Below are 25,153 nucleotides of genomic sequence, written 5' to 3'. Positions count from 1 at the left end.
ACAAGAATAATGAAAAAATGGCTTTATGGCCTGGCGGCGCTGGTGCTGCTGTTGCTATTGGGGGTCTTTGCGCTGACCCGATTTGTAGATACCGACAGGGTGAAGCGCCTGCTGGTGGAACAGACCCGGGAGAAAACCGGCCGCACGCTGGTGATCGACGGCGAGCTGAGCTGGCGTTTTTTCCCCTCTGTGGGCTTTACCCTGGGTAAAACATCACTGCTGAACCCGCCAGAATTTGAGCAAGGGGCGACCCTGTCGGTGGGGGAAGTCAGTCTGGATGTGGCACTGAAGCCGTTGCTCAACAACCGGCTGGAAATCGGCCAGGCCGTACTCAATAACGCCCGTTTGCACCTTATTACCCATAAAGACGGCAGCACTAACCTGGACGATCTGCGCAATCTGGGTCAGGCTGATACGGACTCTGGCGCAGGGCCCGAACCGGCCGGCGGCGAGCCGACAGCGCAGCGTGAATTGCAGTTTGTCAGCCTGGCAGGGGTGACGGTGACCGATGCCGAAGTACTGCTGCAGGATGAACGTACAGACACGCTGACCCGTCTGAACCGGGTTAATCTCCAGCTGGATCGTTTTGCGCCGGGTGAGGAAGTGCCGGTCAGCTTCTCGGGCAACCTGTTCTCTGACGATGTGCAGGCCAGCATGGATGCCAGTGGGCAGCTGTGGCTGGCACCGGAATTTGATCACTTACGCTTTGATAATCTGGAGTTCAACGCCGGTGCCACCGGCCGGGCTGTGCCTGGTAATAAAGCGCTTAAGCTAAGCGGCGATCTGGCTTACAACATTGCCGGTAAACAGGCGAGCTTTAGCAATGTGAATATGGCGGTGGGTTCGCTGATGCTTGATGGTGAGCTGAATGTGAAGCATGGGCCGGAAATACCTGAAATTCGTTTTACTCTGCATACTCCGCTGCTGGATCTGGAACAGCTCAGCCAAGAGTGGAGCAGTGAGCAGGGTGCCAGTGGTGCGGCGGCCACGTCCGGTGATGAACCGTCGGCTAAGCGGGCCAAGCTGCCTCCTTCGGTGGCGGCCGGAGAGCCGGATCTGTCCATACTCAACAAGCTGGATGTCAAGGGCAGCCTTTCTGCCGACAAGCTGAAAGTGCAGGGCATGGAAATGGAAGGGCTGACGCTTGAAGTGTGGGTGCACGAAGGCCAGGCCTCGGCCAGTGACATTAACGCCCGCCTTTATGACGGCGTGCTGAACGGCGAAGTCAGCCTGAATGCCAACCGTGCTCCGGCAAGTTTTATGCTGAACACCAGCCTGCAGAATGTAGACGGCTTCCGGCTGCTGAACAATGCCGCCGGCATCGACTCTCTGGAAGGGCGGGCCAGTGTAGCGGTGAACGTGGCCGGCAGGGGCCTGTCGGAGCAGGCCATTAAAAAGAGCCTGACCGGCACCAGCCGGGTGGAATTTGCCGATGGAGCTCTGCGTGGCGTGAATATTGCTGCGATGATCCGCCGGGGCTATGCCCAGGTAAAAGGCCTGCCGCTGCCCGACGATAACGAACCTCAGAAAACCGATTTCAGCGCCCTGACTGCCGATTTTGATATTGGCAAGGGCAGCATCAGCACACAAAACCTGCGTCTGGCTTCTCCCTTGTTGCGGGTACGTGGCGAAGGCGAAACCAGCCTGCTGGATGAATCGCTGAATGTGCTGCTGAACACCTCTATTGTGGGAAGTCTCAAGGGCCAGGACGGTGAATCGCTGGATGAACTGAAAAACATCACGGTTCCTCTCAGGATCAGCGGCAGTTATAAAGAGCCTCGCTATACCCTGGACATGCAGCAGGTGTTCGATCTCTATCTGAAAGAAAAAGCCGGTAAGGAAGCCGAGCGGGTAAAACGCAAGCTCAATGAAAAACTCGGTGGTGAGCTGGGTGACAAACTCAATGAAAAGCTGCCTGGCCTGCTGGACAAGCTGGGGCTGTAATCTCGCAGCGGATGACTTCATATAAAAAAGGCGGATCATTCCGCCTTTTTTATTACCCGCTTTTGTGTAAGGGAAACAGCCCCTGATAATACGTTAAACAGTGTCGAGATCAGCCGCATTGTGCCGCTCTGCCAGCTGCTCGTTTTCTTCACCCCACACCCGGTTAACCCGCCGGCCCCGTTGTACGGCGGGGCGAGCGTCGATGGCTTTGGCCCAGCGCAGTACATTGGGGTAGTCAGTTACCGACAGAAACTCGGCGGCATCGTAGAGGCGACCCAGCACCAAGGCTCCATACCAGGGCCAGATGGCAATATCGGCAATGCTGTAGCTGTCGCCGGCAATATAGTCCCGGCCGTTCAGCTGGCGTTCCAGTACATCCAGCTGCCGTTTGGTTTCCATGGCAAAGCGGTTGATGGGATATTCCAGCTTTTCCGGTGCATAGGCATAAAAATGACCGAAGCCACCGCCCAGATAGGGAGCCGAGCCCATTTGCCAGAACAGCCAGTTCATCACCTCGGTTTTGGCAAGAGGGTCAGTGGGCAGCAAGGCACCAAATTTTCCTGCCAGATACAGCAGAATGGAGCCGGATTCAAACACCCGCACCGGTTTGTCAGCGCTGTTATCCAGCAATGCCGGAATTTTGGAGTTGGGGTTGACGTCGACAAAGCCGGACGAAAACTGATCACCATCCCCAATACGAATAAGCCAGGCATCGTACTCGGCACCGTGGTGGCCCAAGGCCAGCAGCTCTTCCAGCATGATGGTCACTTTTACCCCGTTGGGCGTGGCCAGGGAATAGAGCTGTAGCGGGTGCTTTCCTGTAGGCAACGCCTTTTCATGGGTGGCACCGGCAACAGGCCGGTTGATATTGGCAAACTCGCCGCCGTTGGCGACATCCCAGCGCCAGACCTTCGGCGGGGTATAAGGGGTCGTCATAATGTTCTCCCGATTGATGACAAGCAACTGCGACAGGCTAGCAATGTTTGACCGGAGGGTGAAGGCCTGAACGCTGATGCCGAGACCGGCTGGCCTAAAGTGGGTGGCGTACGGCCATGTCAATCAGGGGATGCAAGGCGGGATTCCGGGAATCTTTGCGCCAGACCAGCATAAGTGGCAGCTCCAATGTCAGATCCGGGATCCGGTGACTGATAACGCCCGGCGGGGCACCGGCCATGGTCATTTCAGGAAGAATGGTGCATCCCATGCCGGTGGCGACCAGACTCATCATGGTGGCGTTATCAGCCCCTTCCTGTATGACATGCGGAGTAAACCCGACCTTCTGGAAACTGTGAATTAACTTGTCGTGGTAGGCGGGGCTGGCTGCCCGGTCAAACCAGATAAAATCTTCACCGTTCAAATCGGCGAGCTTTTTCGGCAGCTGTTTTGCCAGCCGGGATCCTTTGCTGGTTACCAGCACCAGGCGATCTTTATAGAGGCAGCGAGAGCTGAGTTCATCATCGTCTTCCGGTGGAAAAAACAGCATGCCGATATCCAGGCGTCCCTGGCGAATGGCGTCTACCTGCGGGCCTGAAAGCAGGGAAAATATCTTGATGCTGATATCGGGATAAGCATGGCGGAACTGACTGATTAACTCAGTAATCTGGGGGACCCAGAGATGCATGACCGTCACGCTCAGGCTCAATGTACCAAGACGGCCACTGGCAATAGCGCTGGCGTTCCGTTTGGCAAGCTCAAACTCATTGAGCAATCGCTTGGTATCCCGGTAAAAGGACTCTCCGGCCTGGGTCAGGACAATGCCTTTCTGGCTACGGGTGAACAGCGCGGCACCGACACTTTCTTCCAGCAGGCGGATCTGACGGGTCAGCGCCGGCTGTGCGATGGGAATGTTACGGGCAGCAGATGACATAGAGCCTTCTTCCGCAATCGCGATAAAATATTTTAACTGCTTGAAATCCATATCTTTACCATAAGCAGGGCGGGGTGGTTACACCCCTAACAATACAATAATTATATGGACTAATGAGAAAAATAATATTTTATTAATCGATCGATGGTGGTTAACAATGTAGTTACATTCATTTTTAACGGCAGCAACAAGCTATGACGCATCGCATTGACCCTGCTTACTTTGAGCATCTTCACCCGTATCTGACGGCATTTCGCCGAGATCTGCATCGCCACCCTGAGCTGGGCTTCGAAGAGCATGCCACGGCAGCGCGGGTCGTACAGGAGCTGCAAAAACTTGGGATTCCCTATGAAACCGGGATGGGGAAAACGGGCATTGTGGCCACGGTAACCGGTAGCCGTGCTGATAATGGCCGGCGCGTCGGATTACGGGCCGACATGGATGCGCTGCCGATACACGAGCTGAATGCCTGTGAGCATGCCTCAGAGATACCCGGGTGTATGCACGCCTGTGGCCATGATGGTCACACCACCATGTTGCTTGGTGTCGCTGCGTATCTGGCCGAACACCGGGATTTTGCCGGGGTGATCTATCTGGTATTCCAGCCGGCGGAAGAAGGTCTGGGCGGTGGCAAGGCCATGGTGGAAGACGGCCTGTTTGAGCGTTATCCGATGGATTCCATTTATGCACTGCATAACTGGCCGGCACTGCCTTTTGGCCAGGTTGCGGTACGTAACGGTGCCATCATGGCCGCTGCAGATCGCCTGCTGATTACGGTGCGTGGCAAGGGAGGGCACGGTGGTGTTAACCCGCACCTGACCACTGATCCGGTGCGGATGACCGGTGCGCTGATCCAGTCTCTGCACAGTATTATTTCCCGGGATATCGACCCGCTGGATACCGCGGCTCTCAGCCTGTGCGGGATTGAAGGCGGGGATCTGAAGGGGTTTGCCGTTATTCCGGAAGAAGTACGTATCAGCGGCACCGTCCGTACCCTCGATGCATCGGTACAGAACACCATTGAACAAAGGATCCGGCGTGTCTGTGATGGCATTGCTGCGGTTTATGGCGGAGAGATAGAGGTGTGTTACGAGCGTATTTTCCCGGTCACCCTGAATGAGCCGTCAGCAAGCCGCCATGTTGAAGATACCGTTTGTGCTGAACTGGGCGAGCAGGCTCTGATCCGGGATATCGCGCCCAGTCTGGGGGCGGAAGACTTTGCCTTCATGCTTGAGCAGTGTCCGGGCGCCTACTTTTTTCTGGGAACGGCAGAGGAGGAAAATACACCACCATTACACAATGCGCATTTTGACTTTAATGACCGCATTATCCCCACGGGTAGCAGGTTGCTGCTGGCAACTGCGTTGCGGGCTCTGGATAAATAGCAGGATATTATATCTGATTTTTTATAGCAGGAAGGTTGCCTGATGGTAATCGGATTTCTGGTAGTCACAGTAAGGAAGTGAACAACATGATAGAACGTCAACATCAAGCAGTGCCGGACGTCACTTCAAAAAGAAAGCGCCTGTTAACGGGGATGGGCCTGTACTTTTTGATCTGCACGCTGGCGATGGTCTGGCCCGGTGCTCTGATTGCCAACCGAATTGAACCCCTGGTGATGGGGCTCCCTTTTTTCTTTTTCTGGTATGTGTTGTGGGTGTTCCTGCTCTTTGTAGGCCTGATCGTGACGTATAGCCTGGAAAGCACCGGCAAGGAGCAAGATGATGAATGATTCAACGCTGATCACAGGGATCACGCTCGCGTATCTGTTGATTGTCTTAATCGTGGGTCTGAAGGCCAGACAAGGGCAAAGTTCATCGCTGGAAGGCTATGTGACCGGCGGACGGCACATGGGGCTGATGGTGCTCTTCTTTATTCTTGGGGCCGAAATATTTTCAGCCTTTGCATTTCTTGGTGCACCGGGCTGGGCTTACAGCAAGGGTGCTCCTGCACTCTACATTATGGCGTATCTGACCTTAGCCGTGCTGGTGTGGTGGATCATGGCACCGCATATTTCCCGGCTGGGCCGTCAGCACGGCTTTTTGACTCAGGCAGAGTTTTTGTCGGCCTGTTATCCGAGCAAAGGGAATATTCTGGGTTTGTTTGTGGGTATCGTCAGCATTCTGGCCATGATCCCCTATCTGACCATTCAGATTGCCGGCGCGGGGCTGCTGTTTGAAGCGGCCACGGCGGGCACCATTCCTTTCTGGCTGGGAAGCCTGCTGGCCTGTGCCGTGGTTACTGCGTATGTCTATGCCAGCGGTCTGCAGGGGATTGGCTGGACCAACCTGGTGCAGGGCATCATGATGGTGGTGGTTGCCTGGTTCCTGGGCATCGCCACCGTTGATCAGCTGTATGGCGGCGTTGAGGAAATGTTCCGGCAGATCCAGCAGGAAGCGCCAGAATATCTCACCATGCCGGGTGCTAACGGGATGAGCTGGGGTGCCTTCTCTACCGCCATCCTGGTCAGTGCCCTGGGGTGTGTGATGTGGCCGCACATTTTTATGAAGTTTTACAGCGCAAAGAGCGAACGCACCCTGAAGCGCGCCTTCATTCTTTATCCGCTCTACAGCTACCTGTTAATCCCTATTGTGTTTATCGGTTTTGCCGGAGTGCTGGCGCTGAAGGACACACCACTGGACTCGCCTGACCGGGTACTGCTGACCCTGGTGATTGAGGTTGCCGATTTCCCGGCCTGGCTGGTGGGGATTGCCCTGTCCGGAGCACTGGCGGCTGCTATGTCGACCGCTGCCAACCTGGCACATACCTCTGCCACCATATTGGTGCGGGACGTGGGTGTACATCTGCCCGCCTGCCGTGGACTGTCTGATGAGCGGGCCCTGACACTCACTAAATATGGGGTGGTTGTGGTGTCGCTGGCCGCTTATTTGCTGGCCCTGGCGAACCCAGCGTCACTGGTGTCTTTGCTGCTGGGAGCCTATGGCATTGTTGTTCAGCTGCTGCCGATGCTGCTGGGAGCCTTGTTCTGGCGTAAAGCAAGTCGCTCAGGTGCCTTTGTCGGCCTGGCTGTGGGGGCTGCGCTGACCATCTATCTGATGATCAGCGGTAATCCGCCATTTGGCTGGACCCCCGGATTCTGCGGCCTGCTGGTTAATACGCTGGTATTTGTGGTGATCAGCTGGTACGGAAAGCATGAAACCAGTGAAACTCCGGCAGAAGCCCTGTCGTAAGGCTGCACTCTGCACATGATGTATGCCAAAGCCCTCCATCCGGAGGGCTTTTTCAGTATCAGACATCTCGGGTAGCACTGGCGATGTCTTAAGAATGAAATAATGTTAGATTTCCTGTTAATTATGAATGATGTTCATGCGTTTAAAGGTTAAAGACGGGAGTTAAGTGATGCTGGAGCGGTTTCACCTTGAAGTACTGGCAGCGATAAAAGAGCAGGGAACCTTAACTCAGGCGGCTGAGTCGCTGAATTTATCCCAGTCGGCATTGAGCCACAGCATCAAGAAACTGGAAGGGCAGATCAAAACCCCGGTATGGCAAAAAGAAGGCAGAAACCTGCGCCTGACCAATGCCGGTGAACAAATGCTGACGCTGGCGAATCGGGTATTACCGCAGTTCAAACACACTGAGCATTTATTGCGTCAGATAGCAACGGGTGAAATGGGCTCACTTCGTATTGGTATGGAGTGTCACCCTTGCTACCAATGGCTGTTAAAAGTGATTGAACCCTATCTTGAGCAATGGCCAGACGTTGATATTGACGTAAAGCAGGAGTTTCAGTTTGGCGGCCTGGGTGCCTTGAATAGCTACGAGATAGATATTCTGGTGACGCCCGATCCTTTGTATAAACCTCACCTGACATTTATACCGGTATTCGACTATGAACACCGGCTGGTAGTGCCATCATCTCATCCGCTTGCCATGCAAAGCGCTGTGATGCCCGATCAACTGAATGAAGAAGTGTTATTCACCTATCCTGTAGAGCCGGAGCGGCTGGATATTTACAGTCAGTTTCTGAATCCGGCCAAATGCACGGTTAAAAAACATAAAACCATTGAAACCACGGAAATCATGCTGCAGATGGTGGCTGCAGGCAGGGGAGTGTGTGCCCTGCCTGGCTGGCTTGTGGATGAGTTTGCCCAAAAACTGGCCATTAAAAGCCTCAGGTTCGGTCAGGAAGGCATCCAGAAGCAGATCTTTCTGGGGGTACGCAAAGGGGAAGAGCAGGTTAACTACCTGAAGGATTTTATTGCTCAGGCCCGGAAGACCAGATAGGTCGCTGCCTCTGTTATACCACCCATACCGCGCTTTGGTCATACCGCCGCCGGTGCTCTGTGTGCTGACGGAGCACAACATACCCAACTTTTACCACTCTCCTGTCCGGCGGTCTTACCTCTGATTTCCCCATAAATAGCGGTTCCCGCAAGCGTCCGGCTGCCCCGGAGCTTGCCCGGGATAGTCTTACCTTATAAAATGATGAATTTACTTCATGTATTTATGAGATAAAATCATTTTTTCTCATGGAATGGCCCCTGTATAACATATCCATGCTTAGCTCTAGATGTCTGGACTTCCAGATAGAAAAATCATCAGGTCCAGACAGAGCAGGAAAAAAATTCAGACTTTATCTCGGGAATGGGGCGGAAAAACACGATGAGTAACGACTTTAAATTTGCGGTAAACAGCATTGCTTTTGATGAAAACTATCAACCTGCAGACAGCACCCGTGCGACCACCAACTTCGCCAACCTGGCGAGAGGTGAGAGCCGTCAGCAGAACCTGCGCAATGCCCTCACCATGATCGACAACCGGTTTAATGCTCTGGCAAACTGGGACAATCCCAAGGCAAATCGTTACTCTGTGGAGCTGGAGATCATCTCTGTTGATCTCGATATTGACAGCAACGCCGACAGGTTTCCGACCATTGAAATACTGAAAACCTACATCGTTGACCATAAAACCAAACAGCGCATTGAAGGTATTGTCGGCAACAACTTCTCTTCTTATGTGCGGGACTATGACTTCAGCATTCTGCTGCTGGAGCATAATAAGGACAAAGCCGGTTTCAGTGTGCCGGAGAATTTTGGCGATTTGCATGGCAAGCTCTTTAAGTGCTTTGTGGAATCTGAGGCCTACAAGCAGAACTTTGCCAAGCTGCCGGTGATCTGTCTGAGTGTGTCCGATAACAAGACCTATCATCAAACTGAAAATCAGCACCCCATTCTGGGTGTGGAATATCTGCCCAATGAGTCGTCCCTCACCGAGCAGTACTTTAAAAAGATGGGCCTGAAGGTGCGCTACTTCATGCCGCCCAACAGCGTGGCTCCGCTGGCATTCTTCTTCTTTGGTGATTTGTTGAATGATTACACCAACCTGGAGCTGATCAGCACCATCAGCACCATGGAAACATTCCAGAAGATTTACCGGCCGGAAATTTACAATGCCAATGCTTCCGCCGCTAAATCTTACAAGCCAGATCTGAAAAACTCTGATCACTCAGTAACTCAAATAGTGTATGACAGAGAAGAGCGTAGCCAGCTGGCCAAGAAACAGGGCAAGTTTGCTGAAGAGGTGTTTATCAAGCCTTATCAGGATATTCTGGAGCAGTGGTCTGCCAACTACGCCTAATAATTAACGAGAACAGAAACGGAATTTATCATGACCAAGTTATTACCCACATCCACCGCCGGCAGTTTACCCAAGCCTTCCTGGCTGGCGCAGCCCGAGACCCTCTGGTCGCCCTGGAAGCTGGAAGGGCAGGAGCTGATTGACGGCAAACAGGATGCGCTGCGGGTGTCGTTGCAGGAGCAGCAGAAAGCCGGCATCGACATCGTGAGTGACGGCGAACAAACCCGTCAGCACTTTGTGACTACCTTTATCGAGCATCTCGATGGTGTGGATTTTGAACAGCGTAAAACCGTCAAAATCCGCGACCGTTACGACGCCAGCGTGCCCTCGGTAGTGGGTGCGGTCAGTCGCCAGAAGCCGGTGTTTGTGGAAGATGCCAAATTTCTGCGTCAGCAGACTGACAAGCCCATTAAGTGGGCGCTGCCCGGCCCGATGACCATGATAGACACCCTTTATGATGGTCATTACCAAAGCCGTGAAAAACTGGCCTGGGAATTTGCCAAAATCCTGAACCAGGAAGCCAGAGAGCTGGAAGCAGCCGGTGTAGACATCATTCAGTTTGATGAGCCTGCTTTCAACGTGTTCTTTGATGAAGTCAACGACTGGGGCATTGCCGCTCTGGAGCGTGCCATTGAAGGCCTGAAATGTGAAACTGCCGTACATATTTGCTATGGCTATGGCATTAAAGCCAACACCGACTGGAAAAAGACCCTCGGCTCTGAGTGGAGACAATATGAAGAGGTCTTTCCCCGGCTGCGGCAGTCCAATATCGATATCGTGTCGCTGGAATGCCAGAATTCCCGGGTTCCGATGGACTTGATTGAGCTTATTCGCGGCAAAAAGGTAATGATTGGCGCCATTGATGTAGCCACCAATACCATTGAAACGCCGGAACAAGTGGCCGACACACTGCGTAAAGCGCTGCAGTTTGTTGATGCCGACAAGCTCTACCCCAGCACTAACTGCGGCATGGCACCCTTGTCTCGTGAGGTTGCCAGAGGCAAGCTCAACGCCCTGAGTGCCGGTGCAGACATTCTTCGCAGAGAGCTCCTGGCCTGAAAATAGGCAAGACCCGGTACCGCAACCGGCAGCAGTTCGGCCGGGTCTTGCTAATCGTAGCCCAGTGGCGTTATGAATGGATCACGCCACTGGGCAGCGTCACCGGCCGGTGATAGCACCTTTCAAGCTGAACCTCCTTCTATCCTATCCCATTCCTCTTTCTGGCAGCCATCATTGATACTCCGGCGGAAATCTCCGAGCAGGCCTGAGCAAATGTGACTCTTCTGGAATGCCATTATGATGCGTTAACATACCTTTATTCACACACCAAAAACAGGGACCGGTATGGACTCTAACCATCTGAAGACTAAGGACAATCACAGCATCCTTATTGTTTGCATGGGCAACATCTGCCGCTCACCCACAGCTGAAGCGGTGTTCCGCCATAAGGCGGCGAGTGCGGGGCTGAATATCGACATCGATTCGGCGGGAACCATTGGCTACCACGCTGGTTCGGGGCCGGATGCGCGGGCCAGAGCGGCGGGGGAGGCGCGAGGATATGACTTTTCCGGTATGCAAGCCCGTCAGATTACGGTAAGTGATTTTGCCCGTTTCGATCTGGTGCTGGCGGCAGACAAGGAGAACCTGCGGGACTTACAGCGTTTGTGTCCGGCAGAGCATGCTCACAAGGTGAAGCTGTTACTGAGTTTTGCCAATGGCCCGGAGCAGGAAGTGCCGGATCCTTATTATGGCGGGGAGCAGGGCTTTGAGCTGGTGCTGGACCTTGTGGAAGATGCCTGTGATGGGGTGCTGAAGCATATTCGTTGCGGATAAAGCACGGCCTGCAAGGGTGTTTGTTGGGATCCGCCATGTTCACCCCAACCTACAGATGACGGGACTCCGGCCTGAGCCGGAGTGACGGTATTAGATATAAAAAAGGCTCCCGAAGGAGCCTTTTATTTTTACCGTTGATCAGGGTTTGGCCATGGGGGCCGAGGCCTGATTGGTGGCATTGGTGCTGCCACCCTGACGACCGCTGGTGGCGATGGGCTGGCGCACCAGGGGCGGGTAGTCGGGCTTCACGTAAGGTGCTGCTTCCACTACCGGTGGCTTGGCCATCGGAGCCGATGCCTTGCGGGCAGCCAGATAGCGGCCAAGGCCTTTGGGAGCTGAGGCCTTAACTGAAGCCTTAGCAACAGCCGGTGCCGGCTGCGGTTCGGCCTGCACGGCAACGGGTTCAGGCTCGGCAGTCACTTCCGGCTCTGCAACGTTTTCCTGCTGCACAAGCTGTTCCGGTTGTGACTGTTCGGACACGGTGCTGTCGGCGGCTTCCACCTGCTCAGGCTCGGTGCGAGGTGCTGGCTCGGCTTGCGGTTGCACAACCTCGGCAGCGGGCTCGCTTTTCACCGGCTCGGGCACAGCGGTTTCCGGTTGAGGCTGTTGTTCTGGCTCGGAGCTGGCTGCCACTTTGGCGTTTACCTGCTCAGGCTCGGCCGCGATCGGCGCTTGTACCTGCTGCTCAGGCTCTGCAGCAACAACTGCTTCGGGCTGGGCCTGCTCCGGCTCGGCGACCTTGGGCTGAGCTGCCGGCTCAGGACGGGTTTCCACTACCGCTGCTGCGGGCTGCTTTTGCTCGGCCTCATTGTCGCTGGCTACCCATTTTTCAGCACCTTCCTGCTCGATAAGGGCAGCAATGGTTTCTTCCCGGCGGCGACGACGGCTGTCTTCATTGATGCGCTTGCGCTTGGGTGCGCGTTTGTGCGGCTGAGGCTGCTCCTGAGTGGCGGCTTTGTCAGCAGGCTGAACCGGTTCGCTGGCTTTTTCAGGTACGGCTTTGGCTTCCTGAGTGCGGCCTTCGCTGTCCAGTCGCACCTGCTTGCGCAGCTGGCGACGTTCACGGCGCACAGCCACTACCTGTTCACGGGCCTGCTCTTTTTGTTCATCCTGTGCAGCAGCGGGCCGGGCGTTACCGGTATGTTGTTGCGGCTCCTGAGCCGGTTGCTGCTCCTGCTGCGGGCGGGCGGCGCGCTCAGGCTGCTGCTCACGGCGGGGCTTGCGGCGCTCACGGCGCGGACGCTCAGCCGGCTGCTCGTTGCTTTCCTGTACGGCGGCGGCCGGTGCCGGCTTCTGGTTGCGCTCGTCGTCACGGGGTTTGCGGTTGCGGTTGTTATTGCGACGATCACCCCGCTGGCGGCGATCCTGACGCTCGCCATTACGCTGGCCCCGGTTACCGCGCTCGGGTTTGGCCGGAGCCGGCTCGGGCGTAGCGGTAGTCTGAGGTTGTTCACTGCCTTTAAACCAGCCGGCAATGGTGCAGAACAAACGGCTTAACAGGCCGGGTTGGCGGGCCTGAACGGGCTGTTGTGCTGCCGGAGTGGCGGCCACCGGTGCCGGCGCAGGGGCAGAGAAGCCCTGCAGGGCAGGCTGCTCAATCTTTTTGGTGGCTTCCTGCTGGCGTGGCTGGTAGGCGGTCTGCTCTACTTCGGTTTTCAGCTCAAAACTGGTGACATCTTCCACATCGCTGCTGCGCACCCGTGTCACGTCAAAGTGCGGCGTTTCCAGCTGCTCATTGGGGATAATGAAAATATCGACCTTGTAACGGTTTTCCAGGTTGGCAATGGACTTGCGCTTTTCGTTCAGCAGGTAGGCCGCGACATCCACCGGTACCTGACCATGGATCTGGCCGGTGTTGTCTTTCAGGGCTTCTTCTTCGATCAGGCGCAGAATGGCCAGTGCCAGGGATTCGTTATCGCGAATGGTGCCCTGACCCAGACAGCGCGGGCACACATGGGTGCTGGACTCGCCCAGTGAAGGACGCAGGCGCTGGCGTGACATTTCCAGCAGGCCAAAGCGGGAAATACGGCCCAGCTGAATGCGGGCGCGGTCCTGGCGTACGGCATCGCGCAGGCGGTTTTCCACTTCACGCTGGTGGCGCACCGGGGTCATGTCGATAAAGTCGATCACCACCAGACCGCCCAGGTCACGCAGGCGCAGCTGGCGGGCAATTTCATCGGCCGCTTCCAGGTTGGTCTGCAGTGCGGTTTCTTCAATATCGCCGCCCTTGGTGGCACGGGATGAGTTGATGTCGATGGAAGTCAGCGCTTCGGTCGGATCGATGACGATGCTGCCGCCGGAGGGCAGGCGCACTTCACGCTGGAAGGCCGATTCAATCTGGCTCTCAATCTGGTAGTGGCTGAACATGGGCACATCGCCCTCATACAGCTTCACCCGATTGATAAAGTCGGGGCGCACCAGCTGAATGTGCTGTTTGGCGCGATCAAACACCGTGGGGTTATCGATAAGAATTTCACCGATGTCACGGCGCAGGTAGTCGCGGATGGCACGCACGATCACGTTGCTTTCCTGATGGATCAGGAAAGGGGCGGAACGGCTGTCGGCCGCTTCCTGAATGGCAGCCCAGTGGGCTTTCAGTACATTCAGGTCCCACTCCAGCTCTTCGCCGGATTTGCCCACACCGGCGGTGCGCACAATCAGGCCCATACCATCAGGCAGCTTGAGACGGGACAGGGCTTCTTTCAGCTCGGTGCGCTCATCACCCTCAATGCGGCGTGAAATACCACCGGCACGGGGGTTATTGGGCATCAGTACCAGGTAGGAGCCGGCCAGGCTGATAAAGGTGGTAAGGGCTGCCCCTTTGTTGCCACGCTCTTCCTTGTCGATCTGAACGATGACTTCCTGACCTTCCTTGACCACTTCCTTGATGTTGGGGCGGCCCTGATAGGTGTAACCTGCGGGAAAGTAATTGCGGGCAATTTCCTTGAGCGGCAGAAAACCATGGCGCTCGGCACCGTAGTCGACAAAGGCGGCTTCAAGACTGGGCTCTACCCGGGTGATTTTACCTTTGTAAATGTTGGCTTTCTTTTGCTCGTGGCCGGGACTTTCAATATCGAGATCGTACAGTCTTTGCCCGTCCACCAGGGCAACGCGCAACTCCTCTTCCTGGGTTGCGTTAATTAGCATTCTTTTCATTGAGTACTCTTTTTATATGTTTTTACTGTTTTTTACAGTGTTCGCATTACCCGGAGTACCCGTTCTGCTCCGACCGACACCGGCCCCGGGTCTTTTAGCGTAGTCGTTACAGCCTCCCGGCTGGCTTACGCATGGGGCGCATTTTCAGGTGTGTTTCACGTCTAAAGGGGAGAAAAGCCCAAAGGTCGCGAACCGAACAGAATATTCCAGGGTTTCAGGGTGTGTCCCCCCACCCGGGAAGACACTAAAATCTCCTGCATTATCACACTTTACCCACAGCCATAGCAAGGCACCTTTTTTGCAGCAAAAACACCGGCTTCAGTGGTAGAATCGCCGCCATGAAACAAGAACATCAAAGCGTGCGGCTGCTCACCATTGAAGCTGAGCATGAGGGGCAGCGCATCGACAACTTTTTACGGACTCAGCTAAAAGGCGTTCCCAAAAGCCTGATTTATCGTATTTTGCGCAAAGGCGAGGTAAGGGTTAACAAAAAGCGCATTAAACCGGAATACAAGCTGGTGGCCGGCGACATTATCCGGGTGCCGCCGGTGCGGGTGGCTGAGCGGGAAGAGGTGCTGCCATCGGCCAAGCTCGACAGCGTGCAGGGGCTGGAGTCTGCCATTATCTATGAAGACGATGCATTGCTGGTGCTGAACAAGCCTTCGGGCATGGCGGTACACGGTGGAAGTGGTCTGAGCTTCGGCGTGATCGAAGGGCTGCGTTCGCTGCGCCCTCAGGCACGCTTTCTGGAACTGGTACACCGGCTGGACCGGGACACATCCGGCATTTTGCTGGTGGCCAAAAAACGCAGCATGCTGCGCAGCCTGCACGAGCAGTTGCGTGAAAAAACCATGGACAAGCATTACCTGGCCCTGGTGCGTGGCCAGTGGCAGGCACATCAGAAAGCGGTGAAAGCCCCGCTGAAGAAAAACGAGCTGGCGTCAGGGGAGCGCATTGTCAGAGTAGATCGGGACGGCAAGCCGTCGGAAACCCGTTTTCGTATTGTGCAGAAATTTCACGGTGCCACCCTGGTGGAGTGTAGCCCGGTCACCGGCCGTACCCATCAAATCCGGGTGCATACGCTGCATGCCGGTCATCCCATTGCCGGCGATGATAAATACGGTGATCGTCAGTTTGATGAAGCCATGCGCAGCATCGGGCTTGGCCGGCTGTTTTTGCATGCCTGCCGCATTCGCTTTTATCACCCGGACAGGGAAGAAACCATGACGCTGGAGGCCCCGCTGGAGCCGGCGCTGAAAAAGCTGCTGACGAGAATGGCGACGTCATGAAGTATGAGCTGGTGATTTTTGACTGGGACGGCACTCTGATGGACTCGGTGGCACGCATCGTGTCCTGCATGCAGGCCGCGGCCATCGATTGTAATCAGCCGGTACCTGCGCCCGAGTCGGTGCGGCACATTATTGGCCTGAGTCTGTACCGGGCCTTTCCCATTCTGTTTGGCGAGCTGTCGCCGGCCGAGAGCGATGCCCTGCTGCACGCTTATCGCCGGCATTATCTGGAGCTGAATACCACGCCAACACCATTGTTTACCGGAGCGGCGGATATGCTGAGCAGTTTGCATGGCACCGGTTACCGGCTGGCGGTGGCCACCGGCAAGGCGCGGGAAGGGTTGGACAGAGTGCTGGAAGAGACTGGCCTGGGGCATTTGTTTCATGCCCTGCGTGGTGCGGACCAGGCCCGTTCCAAGCCGGATCCGCTGATGCTGGTGCAGATCCTCGACGAGCTTGGTCTGGCCCCGGAGCAGGCGGTGATGGTCGGAGACTCAAGCTACGATCTGGCCATGGCTGAAGCCATTGGCATGGACCGGATTGGTGTTACCTATGGGGTGCATAACCGCGATCAGCTTACTGTGCACAGCCCTGTTGCCATGATTGATGATATCCGTCATTTACGGGATTGGGTCTAAGGCTTCGTCATGCCCGCGAAGGCGGGCATCCAGAGCAGACAGCGTCATGGCGGCTGGCAGAATGGACTCCCGCCTTCGTGGGAGTGACAGTCACTCCTCACGATTCAAGGCACTTCCACCCCAAATTCTGCCAGCAGCTCCACCAGGGCGATCAGCGGCAGACCGACCAGACTGTTGGGATCCCGGCCTTCCATGCGGGTAAACAGGCTGATGCCAAGCCCTTCGCATTTAAAGGCCCCGGCGCAGTCGAGGGCCGGCTCTTTTTCCAGGTAGCTGTCTATCTGCGCAGCGGTGAGCGGGCGAAAGTGCACCCGGAATGGCTCAACCAGTGAGGCGCTGCGCCCGGTGGCAATATCGTGCACACACAAGCCGGTATAAAAGGTGACGGTTTTGCCTGAAGCGGCCAGCAGTTGCCGGCGCGCGTTCTCTACGGTGCCGGGTTTGCCCAGCAGCTGGCCGCCGTTTACGCAAACCTGATCCGAGCCAACCACCAGCCCTGACTGGCAGGAGGCGGCCACCGCAGCGGCTTTTTGTTGTGCCAGGCGCAGGGCCATTGCCTCGCCGGTTTCATCGGGCAGGGGCGTTTCGTCAATGTCCGGGCTGTGGCAGGTAAAAGAGACCCCGAGCCGCTCCAGCAGCGCACGGCGGTAAGGGGAAGAAGATGCAAGGATCAGCGGCGGCATGGCAACGCTCAGGCTAGGAAAATGAATAATCTGTTATTCTAGCCGGAGCCGGAGCGGGGATACAAACCGTTGTTATGGCTCTGAAAGTCATTTTCTCTTTGACTCCGGTGAAGACGCGCTATAATATGCGCGCCTTATGGAAAAGGTAAAGTTGCCCATCAAGGTTGACCCCGTTCGCTGCGCCAATAAACGCCTGGATTATCAGGGAGTTTTTGCCGCAGAGCTGATGCCCAGACTGGCGGAGTCTACCCAAGGTATCCATGGTGATATCAACGTTTCTCTGACCTTTGGCACCGATGCCCAGGGGCTGCGTATTATGTCGGGTAAAGCCGGCGTAGACGTCACCCTTCAGTGCCAGCGCTGTAATGAAATGTTCGACACCACCATAGAGTCCGAGTTTACGTACACGCCTTTGCGTGAAGATGCCGAGGCACCGGAATTACCGGAAGAGTACGAAACGTTTGAGGCCGATGAATTCGGAGAAATCAATCTGGCGCAGACCATTGAGGATGAACTCATTCTCGCCTTGCCGCTGGTACCCGCTCATGAAAATGAAGGGTGTGCCGAGGGCAAGTTTGATCTGAGCTATGGTGAACTTCCCGAAGCCGAAGAGCGTTCGAACCCTTTCGCAATTCTGGAAGAGCTGAAACGAAAGTAACTGATTTAGGAGTTAGGTCAAATGGCCGTACAACAGAACCGTAAAACCCGTTCCAAGCGTGGTATGCGTCGTTCACACGATGCCCTGAGCACTGCCAGCCTGTCTGTAGACCAGACCACTGGCGAAACTCATCGTCGTCACCACGTGACTGCCGATGGTTTCTACCGTGGTAAAAAGGTAATCGCCCAGTAAGGGTTGCCCTTTTGCCGCAGCTGACCGTTGCGCTTGATATGATGGGGGGCGATTTTGGCCCCCCGGTTACAGTGCCTGCCGCCGCGCAGGCACTGTCGCTTCTGCCCGACCTGCACCTGCATCTTTTCGGGTCCCGCGCGGCGCTTTCTCCCTGGCTTGAACGCTGTAACCTGACCGCCCATGAGCGGGTTCGGGTCCATTACTGTACCCAACAGGTCACCAACGAGCACAAAGCCGGCTATGCCCTGCGTCATCTACCTGACTCGTCCATGTGCCGGGCCCTGAATGCCCTGTCTGCCGGCGAGGCTCAGGCCTGCGTGAGCGGCGGGAACACCGGTGCGCTGATGGCCATGGCCATCAAGGTGGTGCAAACCCTGCCTGGCGTAGACCGACCTGCGCTGATTACCCGTTTGCCTCAGGCCGACGGCAGCCATGCCCTGTTGCTGGACGTAGGAGCCAACGTATGTTGCGATGCCGGCCAGCTGGTACAATTTGCCCGTATGGGTGATGCGGTAGCCCGGCATGTCTTGTCGCAACAGAACCCACGTGTCATGCTGTTGAACGTGGGGGCCGAGTCGAATAAAGGGTATGAGGCGGTGCGCCAGGCTGCGCGCCGGCTGAACGAATTACCGGCGCTGAATTATCAAGGCTATATCGAAGGCAACGATTTATTTGCCGGCACCGCCGAAGTCATTGTCTGTGACGGCTTTGTTGGCAATGTGGCCCTCAAAACCAGTGAAGGGGTGGCCCGGCTGTTACTGGGCGCGGGAAAAAAGCGCGGGTTCTGGTGGACGCTGCTGGGCGTCTGGCTGAAACGGCGGCTTTCTCATCTGAACCCGGACCAGTATAATGGGGCCAGTCTGATAGGATTACGTTCCAGTGTGGTGAAAAGCCACGGGAGCGCAGGATCACCCGCCTTCTTGAATGCGATTCTGCAGGCCGTCGTCGAAACTGAGCATCAGTTGCCTGCGAAAATCGCGCATCTTTTTGATACTGCCCCTCAGGACAGTCACGCAAGATAACGCCTATGAACAGTAAAATTTTGGGAACCGGCAGCTATCTGCCTCAGGGCGTGCGTACCAACGCCGACCTGGAAAGAATGGTAGAAACCAGCGATCAATGGATCGTGGAACGTACCGGCATTCGCGAACGTCGCATTGCCGGTGCCGAAGAAACCGTGGCCACCATGTCTTATGGAGCCGCGCTGCGCGCACTGGATGCCGCCGGCATTGAAGCCGGGCAACTCGACATGATAGTGCTGGCCACCACCAGCGCTGACAATGCCTTTCCGGCCGCCGCCTGTGAAGTGCAGGCTTTGCTTAATGTGCCCGGCATTCCGGCGTTTGACCTGGCCGCCGCCTGTGCCGGCTTCAGCTACGCGCTGAGCGTGGCGGATCAATTTATTAAAAGTGGTCAGGCCCGTCATGTGCTGGTGATTGGTGCCGATGCTCTGTCGCGCATGTGCGATCCGGAAGACCGCTCCACCATTATTCTGTTCGGTGACGGTGCCGGTGCCGTGGTGCTGGGTGCCAGCGAAGAGCCGGGTATTCTGTCTACGCATTTGCATGCCGATGGTGCTTATGGCGAGCTGCTCAAGCTGCCGCATCGTCAGCGTGGTGTTTCCGGCACCGAAATGGATGCCTATATGCACATGAAGGGCAACGAAGTATTCAAGGTGGCCGTATCCCGCCTGAGCGACATCGTGACCCAGACCCTTGAGGCCAACGGCATCGACAAGTCGGAGCTCGACTGGCTGGTGCCTCATCAGGCCAACTACCGTATTATTAATGCCACCGCCCGCAAGCTGGGCATGTCGCTGGACAGTGTTATTCTGACGCTCGACAAGCACGGTAATACCTCGGCGGCCAGTGTGCCCATTGCGCTGGACGAAGGAGTGCGTGACGGCCGCATTCAGCGCGGTCAGCTGGTGCTGCTGGAAGCCTTTGGCGGCGGTTTTGCCTGGGGCTCGGCCCTGGTACGTTTTTAAGAGGAATTACCATGTCTTTTGCCATAACCTTTCCCGGACAGGGCTCCCAGACCGTTGGCATGCTGGCCGATGTGCTGGCCAGCCATGAGATTGTAAAAAGCACCTTTGCCGAGGCCTCCGCGGCCCTGGGTTACGATCTGGCCGCGCTGGTGCTGAATGGCCCGGCGGAAGAGCTCAATAAAACCTGGCGCACTCAGCCGGCACTGCTTACCGCATCTGTGGCCCTGTACCGCCTGTGGCAGCAGCAGGGCGGGGCACAGCCCGCCATGATGGCGGGACACAGCCTGGGCGAATATTCAGCCCTGGTATGTGCCGGTGTGCTCAGCCTGGCGGATGGTGTCACGCTGGTGGAACTGCGCGGCAAGCTGATGCAGGATGCCGTGCCGGAAGGCACCGGTGCCATGTCGGCCATTATCGGTCTGGATAATGACACTATTATTGCCAACTGTGAAAAAGCAGCCGGAGACGAAGTGGTCTCGGCGGTGAACTTTAATTCACCGGGCCAGGTTGTTATTGCCGGTAACAAGGCGGCGGTGGAACGTGCCAATGTGCTGATGAAAGAAAGCGGCGCCAAGCGTGCACTGCCGCTGCCGGTGAGCGTGCCGTCGCACTGTGCCCTGATGCAGCCTGCTGCTGCTAAACTGGCTGAAACGCTGGCTGCCATGAGCTTTAATGCCCCTGCGGTGCCGGTGATCAATAACGTGGATGTCAGGCCAGAAACAGATCCGGCCGCCATCAAGGATGCCCTGGTACGTCAGCTTTACAGTCCGGTGCGCTGGACCGAAACTGTGGCGACCATGGCGGAGCAGGGCGTGACCCTGGCACTGGAAGTAGGCCCGGGCAAGGTACTGACCGGTCTGGCCAAGCGCATTGACAAGCGTGTAGAAGGCGTGGCTGTGAATGATGATGCCAGCCTGGAAAAAGCCCTGGCTGCGGCAAATGGTCTTTAATTCCAATTGAGCCCGGATGCTGCCCATCGTCATCCGGGTATTATTGAATTGGTTTAAACCCCTGATAAAGGAGTGAATATGAGTTTTTCCGGTAAAGTAGTGCTGGTCACCGGTGCCAGTCGCGGCATTGGTCGTGCCACCGCCGAGCTGTTTGCCAGCCGTGGTGCCACCGTGATTGGCACTGCCACCAGTGAAAAGGGTGCTGAGGCGATCAGCGCCTATCTGGGCGAGCAGGGTGCCGGTCTGGTACTGAACGTGACCGATCCGGCTTCTCTCGAACAGACTCTGGCCAGCATCAAGGAGCGCTTTGGTGATATCGACGTACTGGTTAACAACGCCGGCATTACCCGTGACAATCTGATGATGCGGATGAAGGAAGACGAGTGGCAGGACATTATCGACACCAACCTGACCTCGGTATTCCGCCTGTCCAAGGCAGTGCTGCGCACCATGATGAAGAAGCGTTACGGTCGTATTGTGACCATCGGTTCTGTGGTCGGCACCATGGGTAATGCCGGTCAGGCCAACTATGCTGCTGCCAAGGCCGGTCTGATCGGTTTCAGCAAGTCACTGGGCCGTGAAGTGGCTTCCCGTGGCATTACCGTAAATGTGGTGGCCCCCGGTTTTATTGAAACTGATATGACGCGCGCATTGAATGACGAACAACGAGCCGGTATCTTGTCACAGGTTCCGGCTCAGCGCCTGGGCGACCCCAAAGAGATTGCATCCGCCGTGGCCTTTTTGGCGTCGGATGAAGCTGGTTACATTACCGGCGAAACGCTGCACGTTAACGGCGGCATGTACATGGTGTGATGAAAATCATCACCGTTGGCACCTGTTTGGCGGAAAATGCGTCGCTTTTCGTATGAATTCTGGTTAGACCAGCCCCAAACAGACTTGCAAACGACGGTTATTTTTATACACTACCGCAACGACACGCACTTGCGTATTTCTAAAGGAAAATACTGGTCATGAGCAACATTGAAGAACGCGTAAAGAAAATCATCGTAGAACAGCTGGGTGTTAAAGAAGAAGAAGTTAAATCTGAAGCTTCTTTCGTTGATGATCTGGGCGCGGATTCCCTGGACACCGTTGAACTGGTAATGGCTCTGGAAGAAGAGTTCGATACCGAGATTCCTGACGAAGAAGCGGAAAAGATCACCACCGTTCAGGCTGCGATCGACTACATCAACGCCAACCAGGAATAACAAACCTGTACCGGAGTGGCGCCCGCCACTTCGGTAATTTTCTTGTTTTAACCCCCATTCGGAGGCGCTCCTGTGTCAAAACGCAGAGTCGTGGTGACTGGCCTCGGTATGCTCTCTCCTGTCGGAAATTCGGTCGATGCCAGCTGGCAGGCCCTGTTGGCAGGTCAAAGCGGCATTACCAACATCGATCATTTTGATACTACCGATTACACCACCAAGTTTGCCGGCCTGGTCAAGGATTTTGACCCGGAAGCGCATGGCATAGCCAAAAAAGAAGCCCGCAAAATGGATCTGTTTATTCAGTATGGTATCGCGGCAGGCCTGCAGGCCTTTGCTGATGCCGGACTGGAAATAACAGACGCCAACGCCGATCGCGTGGGTGTATCCATTGGCTCGGGGATTGGTGGTCTTGGTCTGATTGAACAGAACCATACCAACCTGATGAAGAGTGGCCCGCGCAAGCTGAGCCCCTTCTTTGTGCCGTCTACCATCATCAACATGGTATCCGGCCATCTGTCGATTATGAAAGGTCTGCGCGGCCCCAACATCGCGGCCACCACTGCCTGTACCACCGGTACTCACAGCATTGGTCTGGCGGCGCGTATGATTGCTTACGGTGACGCCGATGCCATGCTGGCCGGCGGCACCGAGAAAGCCTCCACGCCCATGGGCATGGGCGGTTTTGCTGCTGCCCGTGCTCTGTCTACCCGCAATGACGAACCGCAAAAAGCCAGCCGCCCCTGGGACAAAGACCGTGACGGTTTTGTGCTGGGCGATGGTGCCGGTGTGGTGATGCTGGAAGAATATGAGCACGCCAAGGCCCGGGGTGCCACCATTTATGCCGAGCTGGTTGGTTTTGGTATGAGTGGTGACGCTCACCATATGACTGCACCGCCCGATGACGGCAGCGGTGCGGCAGCGGCCATGGCCAATGCGCTGCGCGATGCCGATCTGGATCCGGCGCTGGTTGGCTACATTAACGCTCACGGCACCTCCACGCCGTTGGGTGATGTGGCCGAGCTGAAGGCGGTGAAAAAGGTCTTTGGTGAGCAGGCCGGTAAACTGATGGTCAGCTCCACCAAATCAATGACTGGTCACCTGCTGGGTGCCGCCGGTGCCATTGAAGCCATCATTACCGTGCTGGCCCTGCGGGATCAGATAGCTCCGCCGACCATTAATCTGGATAACCCGGATGATGAGTGCGATCTGGATCTGGTTCCCCATCAGGCGAAGAAGGCCGATATTGAGTACGCCCTGTCCAACTCCTTTGGATTTGGCGGCACCAATGGCTCATTGATCTTCAAGCGCATATAATGGCCTTTCGGCCATAAACAGCCCGGCCATGTGCCGGGCTTTTTTATAACAGCATTATGCAACAATTTTTTGGTTCATCAGATAACGTGACCCGCGGCTGGCAACTGGGTGACGGTCATTTCACCACCATGCACGTGCGACGGGGCAGGGTACGGCTGTGGCCGCTGCATAAGGCCAGACTGAGCAATGCCTGTCACCGGCTGCACTTTCCTGAGCCCGACTGGACGGTCATTGAAGTCGCGCTGGCCTGCTTGCCGGACGAAGGCGATCGCGTGGCGCGGCTGACGCTGTTGCGCGGACCCGGAGGTCGCGGCTACGGTATTGACGGTTGCGGCGAGACGGTCGTGGCACTGAATATGTCACCTTTCCCGGCACATTATGCACACTGGCGCGAGCAGGGCATTGAGCTGGGGATGTGTGAAGGCCGGCTGGGAAGCAGCCCCATGCTGGCGGGACTGAAAACCATCAACCGGCTGGAGCAGGTTTTGCTGAAGGCCGAGCTGGAACGCAGAGGGCTGGCCGAAGGGGTGGTCTTGAACGAGGCGGGCACCGTGATGGAAGCGGTGACGGCCAATCTGTTCTGGCGCCATGGCGAGCAGGTGTTTACTCCTGAGCTGGCGACCGGCGGCGTGCATGGCACCTTGCGGGCCTGGGTCATGAATGAACTGGGCGAGCGGGTGCAGACCGTGAATGCCCGGCCCGAGGCCCTGCACCAGGCTGATGAAATCTGGCTTACCAATGCCCTGATGGGGCTGGTACCGGTGCATACTTTTGCCGGCCGGCCATTGGCGAAGGCGTTTTCCATGACGAGATCACTACAGAGCAGCTATGAGCAAACTGATTAAGGGACTGAAAGGCGCTGTGCTGGCGGCCACGCTGGCGGGGCTGGGACTGGCAGGATATGGCTATCAGCAGTGGCAGAAAATAGAAAACCTGACCATCACTCCGGGAGAGCATCCACTGTTTGTGGTGCACCGGGGCGAAACTGCGCTGCAGCTGACCGGCCGGCTCAGCCCGGAGTTGTCTTTGCTGCACCGCCGGCTGTGGCTGAAGTTTCACCCGGAGCTGGCGGCCGTGCGTCAGGGTACCTACAGGCTGGATGAACATACTCGCCTGCGCGACGCGCTGAACACCTTTGTGCAAGGGGATGTATACCGCCTGAACGTGACGCTGGTGGAAGGGCTGCGCCTGACCGACTGGCTGGCGAAGCTGGCCGGTGCCGAATATCTGGAACACACCCTTGATGAGGTAAGTGAAGCCACACTGGCTGAGCGGCTGGGATCAGAGCACAGCAAGCTGGAAGGGCTGTTCTTGCCGGAAACTTACACCTACACCCCCGGTGACAGTGACTATGACGTGCTGGAGCGCGCCTATGGCCATATGCAGGAGTTTTTAGATGAAGCTTGGCAAAGCCGAGAAGCCAACCTGCCGGTGGAAAGCCCTTATGAAGCATTGATCCTGGCCTCCATCATCGAAAAGGAAACCGGCATTGCCGAAGAACGGCCGCTGATTGCGTCTGTATTCATCAACCGGCTGCGCCGGGGCATGCGGCTGCAGACCGATCCCACCGTGATTTATGGTATGGGTGATGATTTCGACGGCAATATCCGCAAACGGGATCTGCAGGCTCACACCCCCTATAACACCTATGTGATCGACGGGTTGCCGCCGACGCCCATTGCCATGCCCAGCCAGGAAGCCATCCGGGCCGTGCTGAACCCGGCCAAGAGCCAGTATTATTATTTTGTGGCAAAGGGCGAAGGCCGGCATTATTTTTCCCGCACCCTGCGCGAGCATAACAATGCGGTGCGCCGCTATATTCTGAACAGGTAATTC

At 56.2% G+C, this 25,153-nt stretch carries 24 protein-coding genes; 20 read left to right on the top strand and 4 right to left on the bottom strand.

Going from position 1 to position 25,153, the window contains the following annotated elements; genetic code table 11:
• Positions 1-9: 9 nt before the first annotated feature.
• The gene (locus B6S09_RS10865; RefSeq protein ID WP_094278508.1) at positions 10-1,944 is read left to right on the top strand and encodes an AsmA family protein; all 1,935 of its coding nucleotides are present in this window, start codon (positions 10-12) and stop codon (positions 1,942-1,944) included.
• 93 nt (positions 1,945-2,037) lie between these two features.
• On the opposite strand, the gene yghU is transcribed toward B6S09_RS10865, so the two are convergent.
• Together yghU and B6S09_RS10855 are read right to left on the bottom strand one after the other, a co-directional pair.
• Positions 2,038-2,880 carry a glutathione-dependent disulfide-bond oxidoreductase gene (gene yghU / locus B6S09_RS10860; protein ID WP_208321731.1) on the bottom strand — a complete coding sequence of 281 codons (843 nt, stop codon included), beginning with the start codon at positions 2,878-2,880 and terminating at the stop codon, positions 2,038-2,040.
• A 94-nt stretch (positions 2,881-2,974) separates the two neighbouring features.
• The gene (locus B6S09_RS10855) at positions 2,975-3,862 is read right to left on the bottom strand and encodes a LysR family transcriptional regulator (protein WP_094278507.1); all 888 of its coding nucleotides are present in this window, start codon (positions 3,860-3,862) and stop codon (positions 2,975-2,977) included.
• 143 nt (positions 3,863-4,005) lie between these two features.
• Here B6S09_RS10855 and B6S09_RS10850 point away from each other — a divergent pair, with 143 nt between their 5' ends.
• The 7 genes from B6S09_RS10850 (at position 4,006) to B6S09_RS10820 (ending at position 11,242) form a co-directional block, all read left to right on the top strand.
• Positions 4,006-5,196: a M20 aminoacylase family protein gene (locus B6S09_RS10850; protein WP_094278506.1), complete on the top strand. Its 1,191-nt coding sequence runs from the start codon at positions 4,006-4,008 to the stop codon at positions 5,194-5,196.
• Between the two features lie 86 nt (positions 5,197-5,282).
• Complete coding sequence (locus B6S09_RS10845) at positions 5,283-5,543, top strand: DUF3311 domain-containing protein (RefSeq protein WP_243832833.1); 261 nt, start codon at positions 5,283-5,285, stop codon at positions 5,541-5,543.
• Positions 5,533-7,002, top strand: a complete 1,470-nt coding sequence (locus B6S09_RS10840; RefSeq protein WP_094278504.1) for a sodium:solute symporter family protein — start codon at positions 5,533-5,535, stop codon at positions 7,000-7,002. Before B6S09_RS10845 ends, B6S09_RS10840 begins: the two co-directional genes overlap by 11 nt.
• Positions 7,003-7,171: 169 nt before the next feature.
• The gene (locus B6S09_RS10835; RefSeq protein WP_094278503.1) at positions 7,172-8,056 is read left to right on the top strand and encodes a LysR family transcriptional regulator; all 885 of its coding nucleotides are present in this window, start codon (positions 7,172-7,174) and stop codon (positions 8,054-8,056) included.
• A gap of 378 nt (positions 8,057-8,434) precedes the next feature.
• On the top strand, positions 8,435-9,409 hold the full coding sequence (locus B6S09_RS10830; protein ID WP_094278502.1) for a DUF1852 domain-containing protein: 975 nt from the start codon (positions 8,435-8,437) through the stop codon (positions 9,407-9,409).
• Positions 9,410-9,439: 30 nt separating this feature from the next.
• A complete protein-coding gene (locus B6S09_RS10825) occupies positions 9,440-10,468 on the top strand; it encodes a methionine synthase (protein ID WP_094278501.1) in 1,029 nt (342 codons plus the stop codon).
• Positions 10,469-10,753: 285 nt separating this feature from the next.
• Positions 10,754-11,242 (top strand): low molecular weight protein-tyrosine-phosphatase, encoded by a 489-nt coding sequence (locus tag B6S09_RS10820; RefSeq protein WP_094278500.1) that lies wholly within the window; start codon positions 10,754-10,756, stop codon positions 11,240-11,242.
• Between the two features lie 138 nt (positions 11,243-11,380).
• Here the strand turns inward: B6S09_RS10820 and rne are convergent, their stop codons facing one another.
• Positions 11,381-14,398: a ribonuclease E gene (gene rne, locus B6S09_RS10815; protein WP_094278499.1), complete on the bottom strand. Its 3,018-nt coding sequence runs from the start codon at positions 14,396-14,398 to the stop codon at positions 11,381-11,383.
• 338 nt (positions 14,399-14,736) lie between these two features.
• Here rne and rluC point away from each other — a divergent pair, with 338 nt between their 5' ends.
• Entirely contained in the window at positions 14,737-15,687 is a 951-nt protein-coding gene (gene rluC / locus B6S09_RS10810; RefSeq protein WP_094278498.1) for a 23S rRNA pseudouridine(955/2504/2580) synthase RluC, read from the top strand.
• Positions 15,684-16,325: an HAD family hydrolase gene (locus tag B6S09_RS10805; protein ID WP_094278497.1), complete on the top strand. Its 642-nt coding sequence runs from the start codon at positions 15,684-15,686 to the stop codon at positions 16,323-16,325. Before rluC ends, B6S09_RS10805 begins: the two co-directional genes overlap by 4 nt.
• A gap of 104 nt (positions 16,326-16,429) precedes the next feature.
• Here B6S09_RS10805 and B6S09_RS10800 read toward each other — a convergent pair whose 3' ends face one another.
• Positions 16,430-17,008 (bottom strand): Maf family protein, encoded by a 579-nt coding sequence (locus B6S09_RS10800; RefSeq protein ID WP_094278496.1) that lies wholly within the window; start codon positions 17,006-17,008, stop codon positions 16,430-16,432.
• A gap of 136 nt (positions 17,009-17,144) precedes the next feature.
• Between B6S09_RS10800 and yceD the strand changes: the two genes are divergently transcribed.
• From yceD to mltG, 10 genes are all read left to right on the top strand, one after another.
• Positions 17,145-17,666: a 23S rRNA accumulation protein YceD gene (yceD, locus tag B6S09_RS10795; protein WP_094278495.1), complete on the top strand. Its 522-nt coding sequence runs from the start codon at positions 17,145-17,147 to the stop codon at positions 17,664-17,666.
• A gap of 21 nt (positions 17,667-17,687) precedes the next feature.
• Positions 17,688-17,858, top strand: coding sequence for a 50S ribosomal protein L32 (rpmF, locus tag B6S09_RS10790; protein WP_094278494.1), 171 nt, complete (start codon positions 17,688-17,690; stop codon positions 17,856-17,858).
• A gap of 11 nt (positions 17,859-17,869) precedes the next feature.
• A complete protein-coding gene (plsX, locus tag B6S09_RS10785; protein WP_094278493.1) occupies positions 17,870-18,880 on the top strand; it encodes a phosphate acyltransferase PlsX in 1,011 nt (336 codons plus the stop codon).
• Positions 18,881-18,885: 5 nt separating this feature from the next.
• Entirely contained in the window at positions 18,886-19,845 is a 960-nt protein-coding gene (locus tag B6S09_RS10780; RefSeq protein WP_094278492.1) for a beta-ketoacyl-ACP synthase III, read from the top strand.
• A gap of 11 nt (positions 19,846-19,856) precedes the next feature.
• Positions 19,857-20,795: an ACP S-malonyltransferase gene (fabD, locus tag B6S09_RS10775; RefSeq protein ID WP_094278491.1), complete on the top strand. Its 939-nt coding sequence runs from the start codon at positions 19,857-19,859 to the stop codon at positions 20,793-20,795.
• Between the two features lie 78 nt (positions 20,796-20,873).
• On the top strand, positions 20,874-21,608 hold the full coding sequence (fabG, locus tag B6S09_RS10770) for a 3-oxoacyl-ACP reductase FabG (RefSeq protein WP_094278490.1): 735 nt from the start codon (positions 20,874-20,876) through the stop codon (positions 21,606-21,608).
• Positions 21,609-21,766: 158 nt separating this feature from the next.
• Positions 21,767-22,003 (top strand): acyl carrier protein, encoded by a 237-nt coding sequence (gene acpP / locus B6S09_RS10765; protein WP_014292450.1) that lies wholly within the window; start codon positions 21,767-21,769, stop codon positions 22,001-22,003.
• A gap of 72 nt (positions 22,004-22,075) precedes the next feature.
• Positions 22,076-23,317 (top strand): beta-ketoacyl-ACP synthase II, encoded by a 1,242-nt coding sequence (gene fabF / locus B6S09_RS10760; protein WP_094278489.1) that lies wholly within the window; start codon positions 22,076-22,078, stop codon positions 23,315-23,317.
• 56 nt (positions 23,318-23,373) lie between these two features.
• Positions 23,374-24,162: an aminodeoxychorismate lyase gene (gene pabC / locus B6S09_RS10755; protein WP_094278488.1), complete on the top strand. Its 789-nt coding sequence runs from the start codon at positions 23,374-23,376 to the stop codon at positions 24,160-24,162.
• Positions 24,146-25,150 carry an endolytic transglycosylase MltG gene (mltG, locus tag B6S09_RS10750; protein ID WP_094278487.1) on the top strand — a complete coding sequence of 335 codons (1,005 nt, stop codon included), beginning with the start codon at positions 24,146-24,148 and terminating at the stop codon, positions 25,148-25,150. Before pabC ends, mltG begins: the two co-directional genes overlap by 17 nt.
• Positions 25,151-25,153 lie beyond the last annotated feature (3 nt).

Origin of the sequence: Oceanimonas baumannii, from assembly GCF_002245495.1 — a bacterium.
Classification (GTDB): domain Bacteria; phylum Pseudomonadota; class Gammaproteobacteria; order Enterobacterales; family Aeromonadaceae; genus Oceanimonas; species Oceanimonas baumannii.
Note: the sequence above shows the minus strand (reverse complement) of the source record. Positions and strands in the feature narration are given on the sequence as shown.

What these genes read in the sequence shown, in the direction of transcription:
- pabC (WP_094278488.1), top strand. Translation starts at nt 23,374, where the DNA reads ATGCAACAATTTTTTGGTTCATCAGATAACGTGACCCGCGGCTGGCAA.
- fabG (WP_094278490.1), top strand. Translation starts at nt 20,874, where the DNA reads ATGAGTTTTTCCGGTAAAGTAGTGCTGGTCACCGGTGCCAGTCGCGGC.
- B6S09_RS10825 (WP_094278501.1), top strand. Translation starts at nt 9,440, where the DNA reads ATGACCAAGTTATTACCCACATCCACCGCCGGCAGTTTACCCAAGCCT.
- B6S09_RS10820 (WP_094278500.1), top strand. Translation starts at nt 10,754, where the DNA reads ATGGACTCTAACCATCTGAAGACTAAGGACAATCACAGCATCCTTATT.
- B6S09_RS10830 (WP_094278502.1), top strand. Translation starts at nt 8,435, where the DNA reads ATGAGTAACGACTTTAAATTTGCGGTAAACAGCATTGCTTTTGATGAA.
- yghU (WP_208321731.1), bottom strand. Translation starts at nt 2,880, where the DNA reads ATGACGACCCCTTATACCCCGCCGAAGGTCTGGCGCTGGGATGTCGCC.
- fabD (WP_094278491.1), top strand. Translation starts at nt 19,857, where the DNA reads ATGTCTTTTGCCATAACCTTTCCCGGACAGGGCTCCCAGACCGTTGGC.
- B6S09_RS10805 (WP_094278497.1), top strand. Translation starts at nt 15,684, where the DNA reads ATGAAGTATGAGCTGGTGATTTTTGACTGGGACGGCACTCTGATGGAC.
- B6S09_RS10865 (WP_094278508.1), top strand. Translation starts at nt 10, where the DNA reads ATGAAAAAATGGCTTTATGGCCTGGCGGCGCTGGTGCTGCTGTTGCTA.
- acpP (WP_014292450.1), top strand. Translation starts at nt 21,767, where the DNA reads ATGAGCAACATTGAAGAACGCGTAAAGAAAATCATCGTAGAACAGCTG.
- B6S09_RS10845 (WP_243832833.1), top strand. Translation starts at nt 5,283, where the DNA reads ATGATAGAACGTCAACATCAAGCAGTGCCGGACGTCACTTCAAAAAGA.
- rpmF (WP_094278494.1), top strand. Translation starts at nt 17,688, where the DNA reads ATGGCCGTACAACAGAACCGTAAAACCCGTTCCAAGCGTGGTATGCGT.
- B6S09_RS10780 (WP_094278492.1), top strand. Translation starts at nt 18,886, where the DNA reads ATGAACAGTAAAATTTTGGGAACCGGCAGCTATCTGCCTCAGGGCGTG.
- B6S09_RS10840 (WP_094278504.1), top strand. Translation starts at nt 5,533, where the DNA reads ATGATGAATGATTCAACGCTGATCACAGGGATCACGCTCGCGTATCTG.
- mltG (WP_094278487.1), top strand. Translation starts at nt 24,146, where the DNA reads ATGAGCAAACTGATTAAGGGACTGAAAGGCGCTGTGCTGGCGGCCACG.
- B6S09_RS10855 (WP_094278507.1), bottom strand. Translation starts at nt 3,862, where the DNA reads ATGGATTTCAAGCAGTTAAAATATTTTATCGCGATTGCGGAAGAAGGC.
- B6S09_RS10800 (WP_094278496.1), bottom strand. Translation starts at nt 17,008, where the DNA reads ATGCCGCCGCTGATCCTTGCATCTTCTTCCCCTTACCGCCGTGCGCTG.
- rluC (WP_094278498.1), top strand. Translation starts at nt 14,737, where the DNA reads ATGAAACAAGAACATCAAAGCGTGCGGCTGCTCACCATTGAAGCTGAG.
- yceD (WP_094278495.1), top strand. Translation starts at nt 17,145, where the DNA reads ATGGAAAAGGTAAAGTTGCCCATCAAGGTTGACCCCGTTCGCTGCGCC.
- rne (WP_094278499.1), bottom strand. Translation starts at nt 14,398, where the DNA reads ATGAAAAGAATGCTAATTAACGCAACCCAGGAAGAGGAGTTGCGCGTT.
- B6S09_RS10835 (WP_094278503.1), top strand. Translation starts at nt 7,172, where the DNA reads ATGCTGGAGCGGTTTCACCTTGAAGTACTGGCAGCGATAAAAGAGCAG.
- B6S09_RS10850 (WP_094278506.1), top strand. Translation starts at nt 4,006, where the DNA reads ATGACGCATCGCATTGACCCTGCTTACTTTGAGCATCTTCACCCGTAT.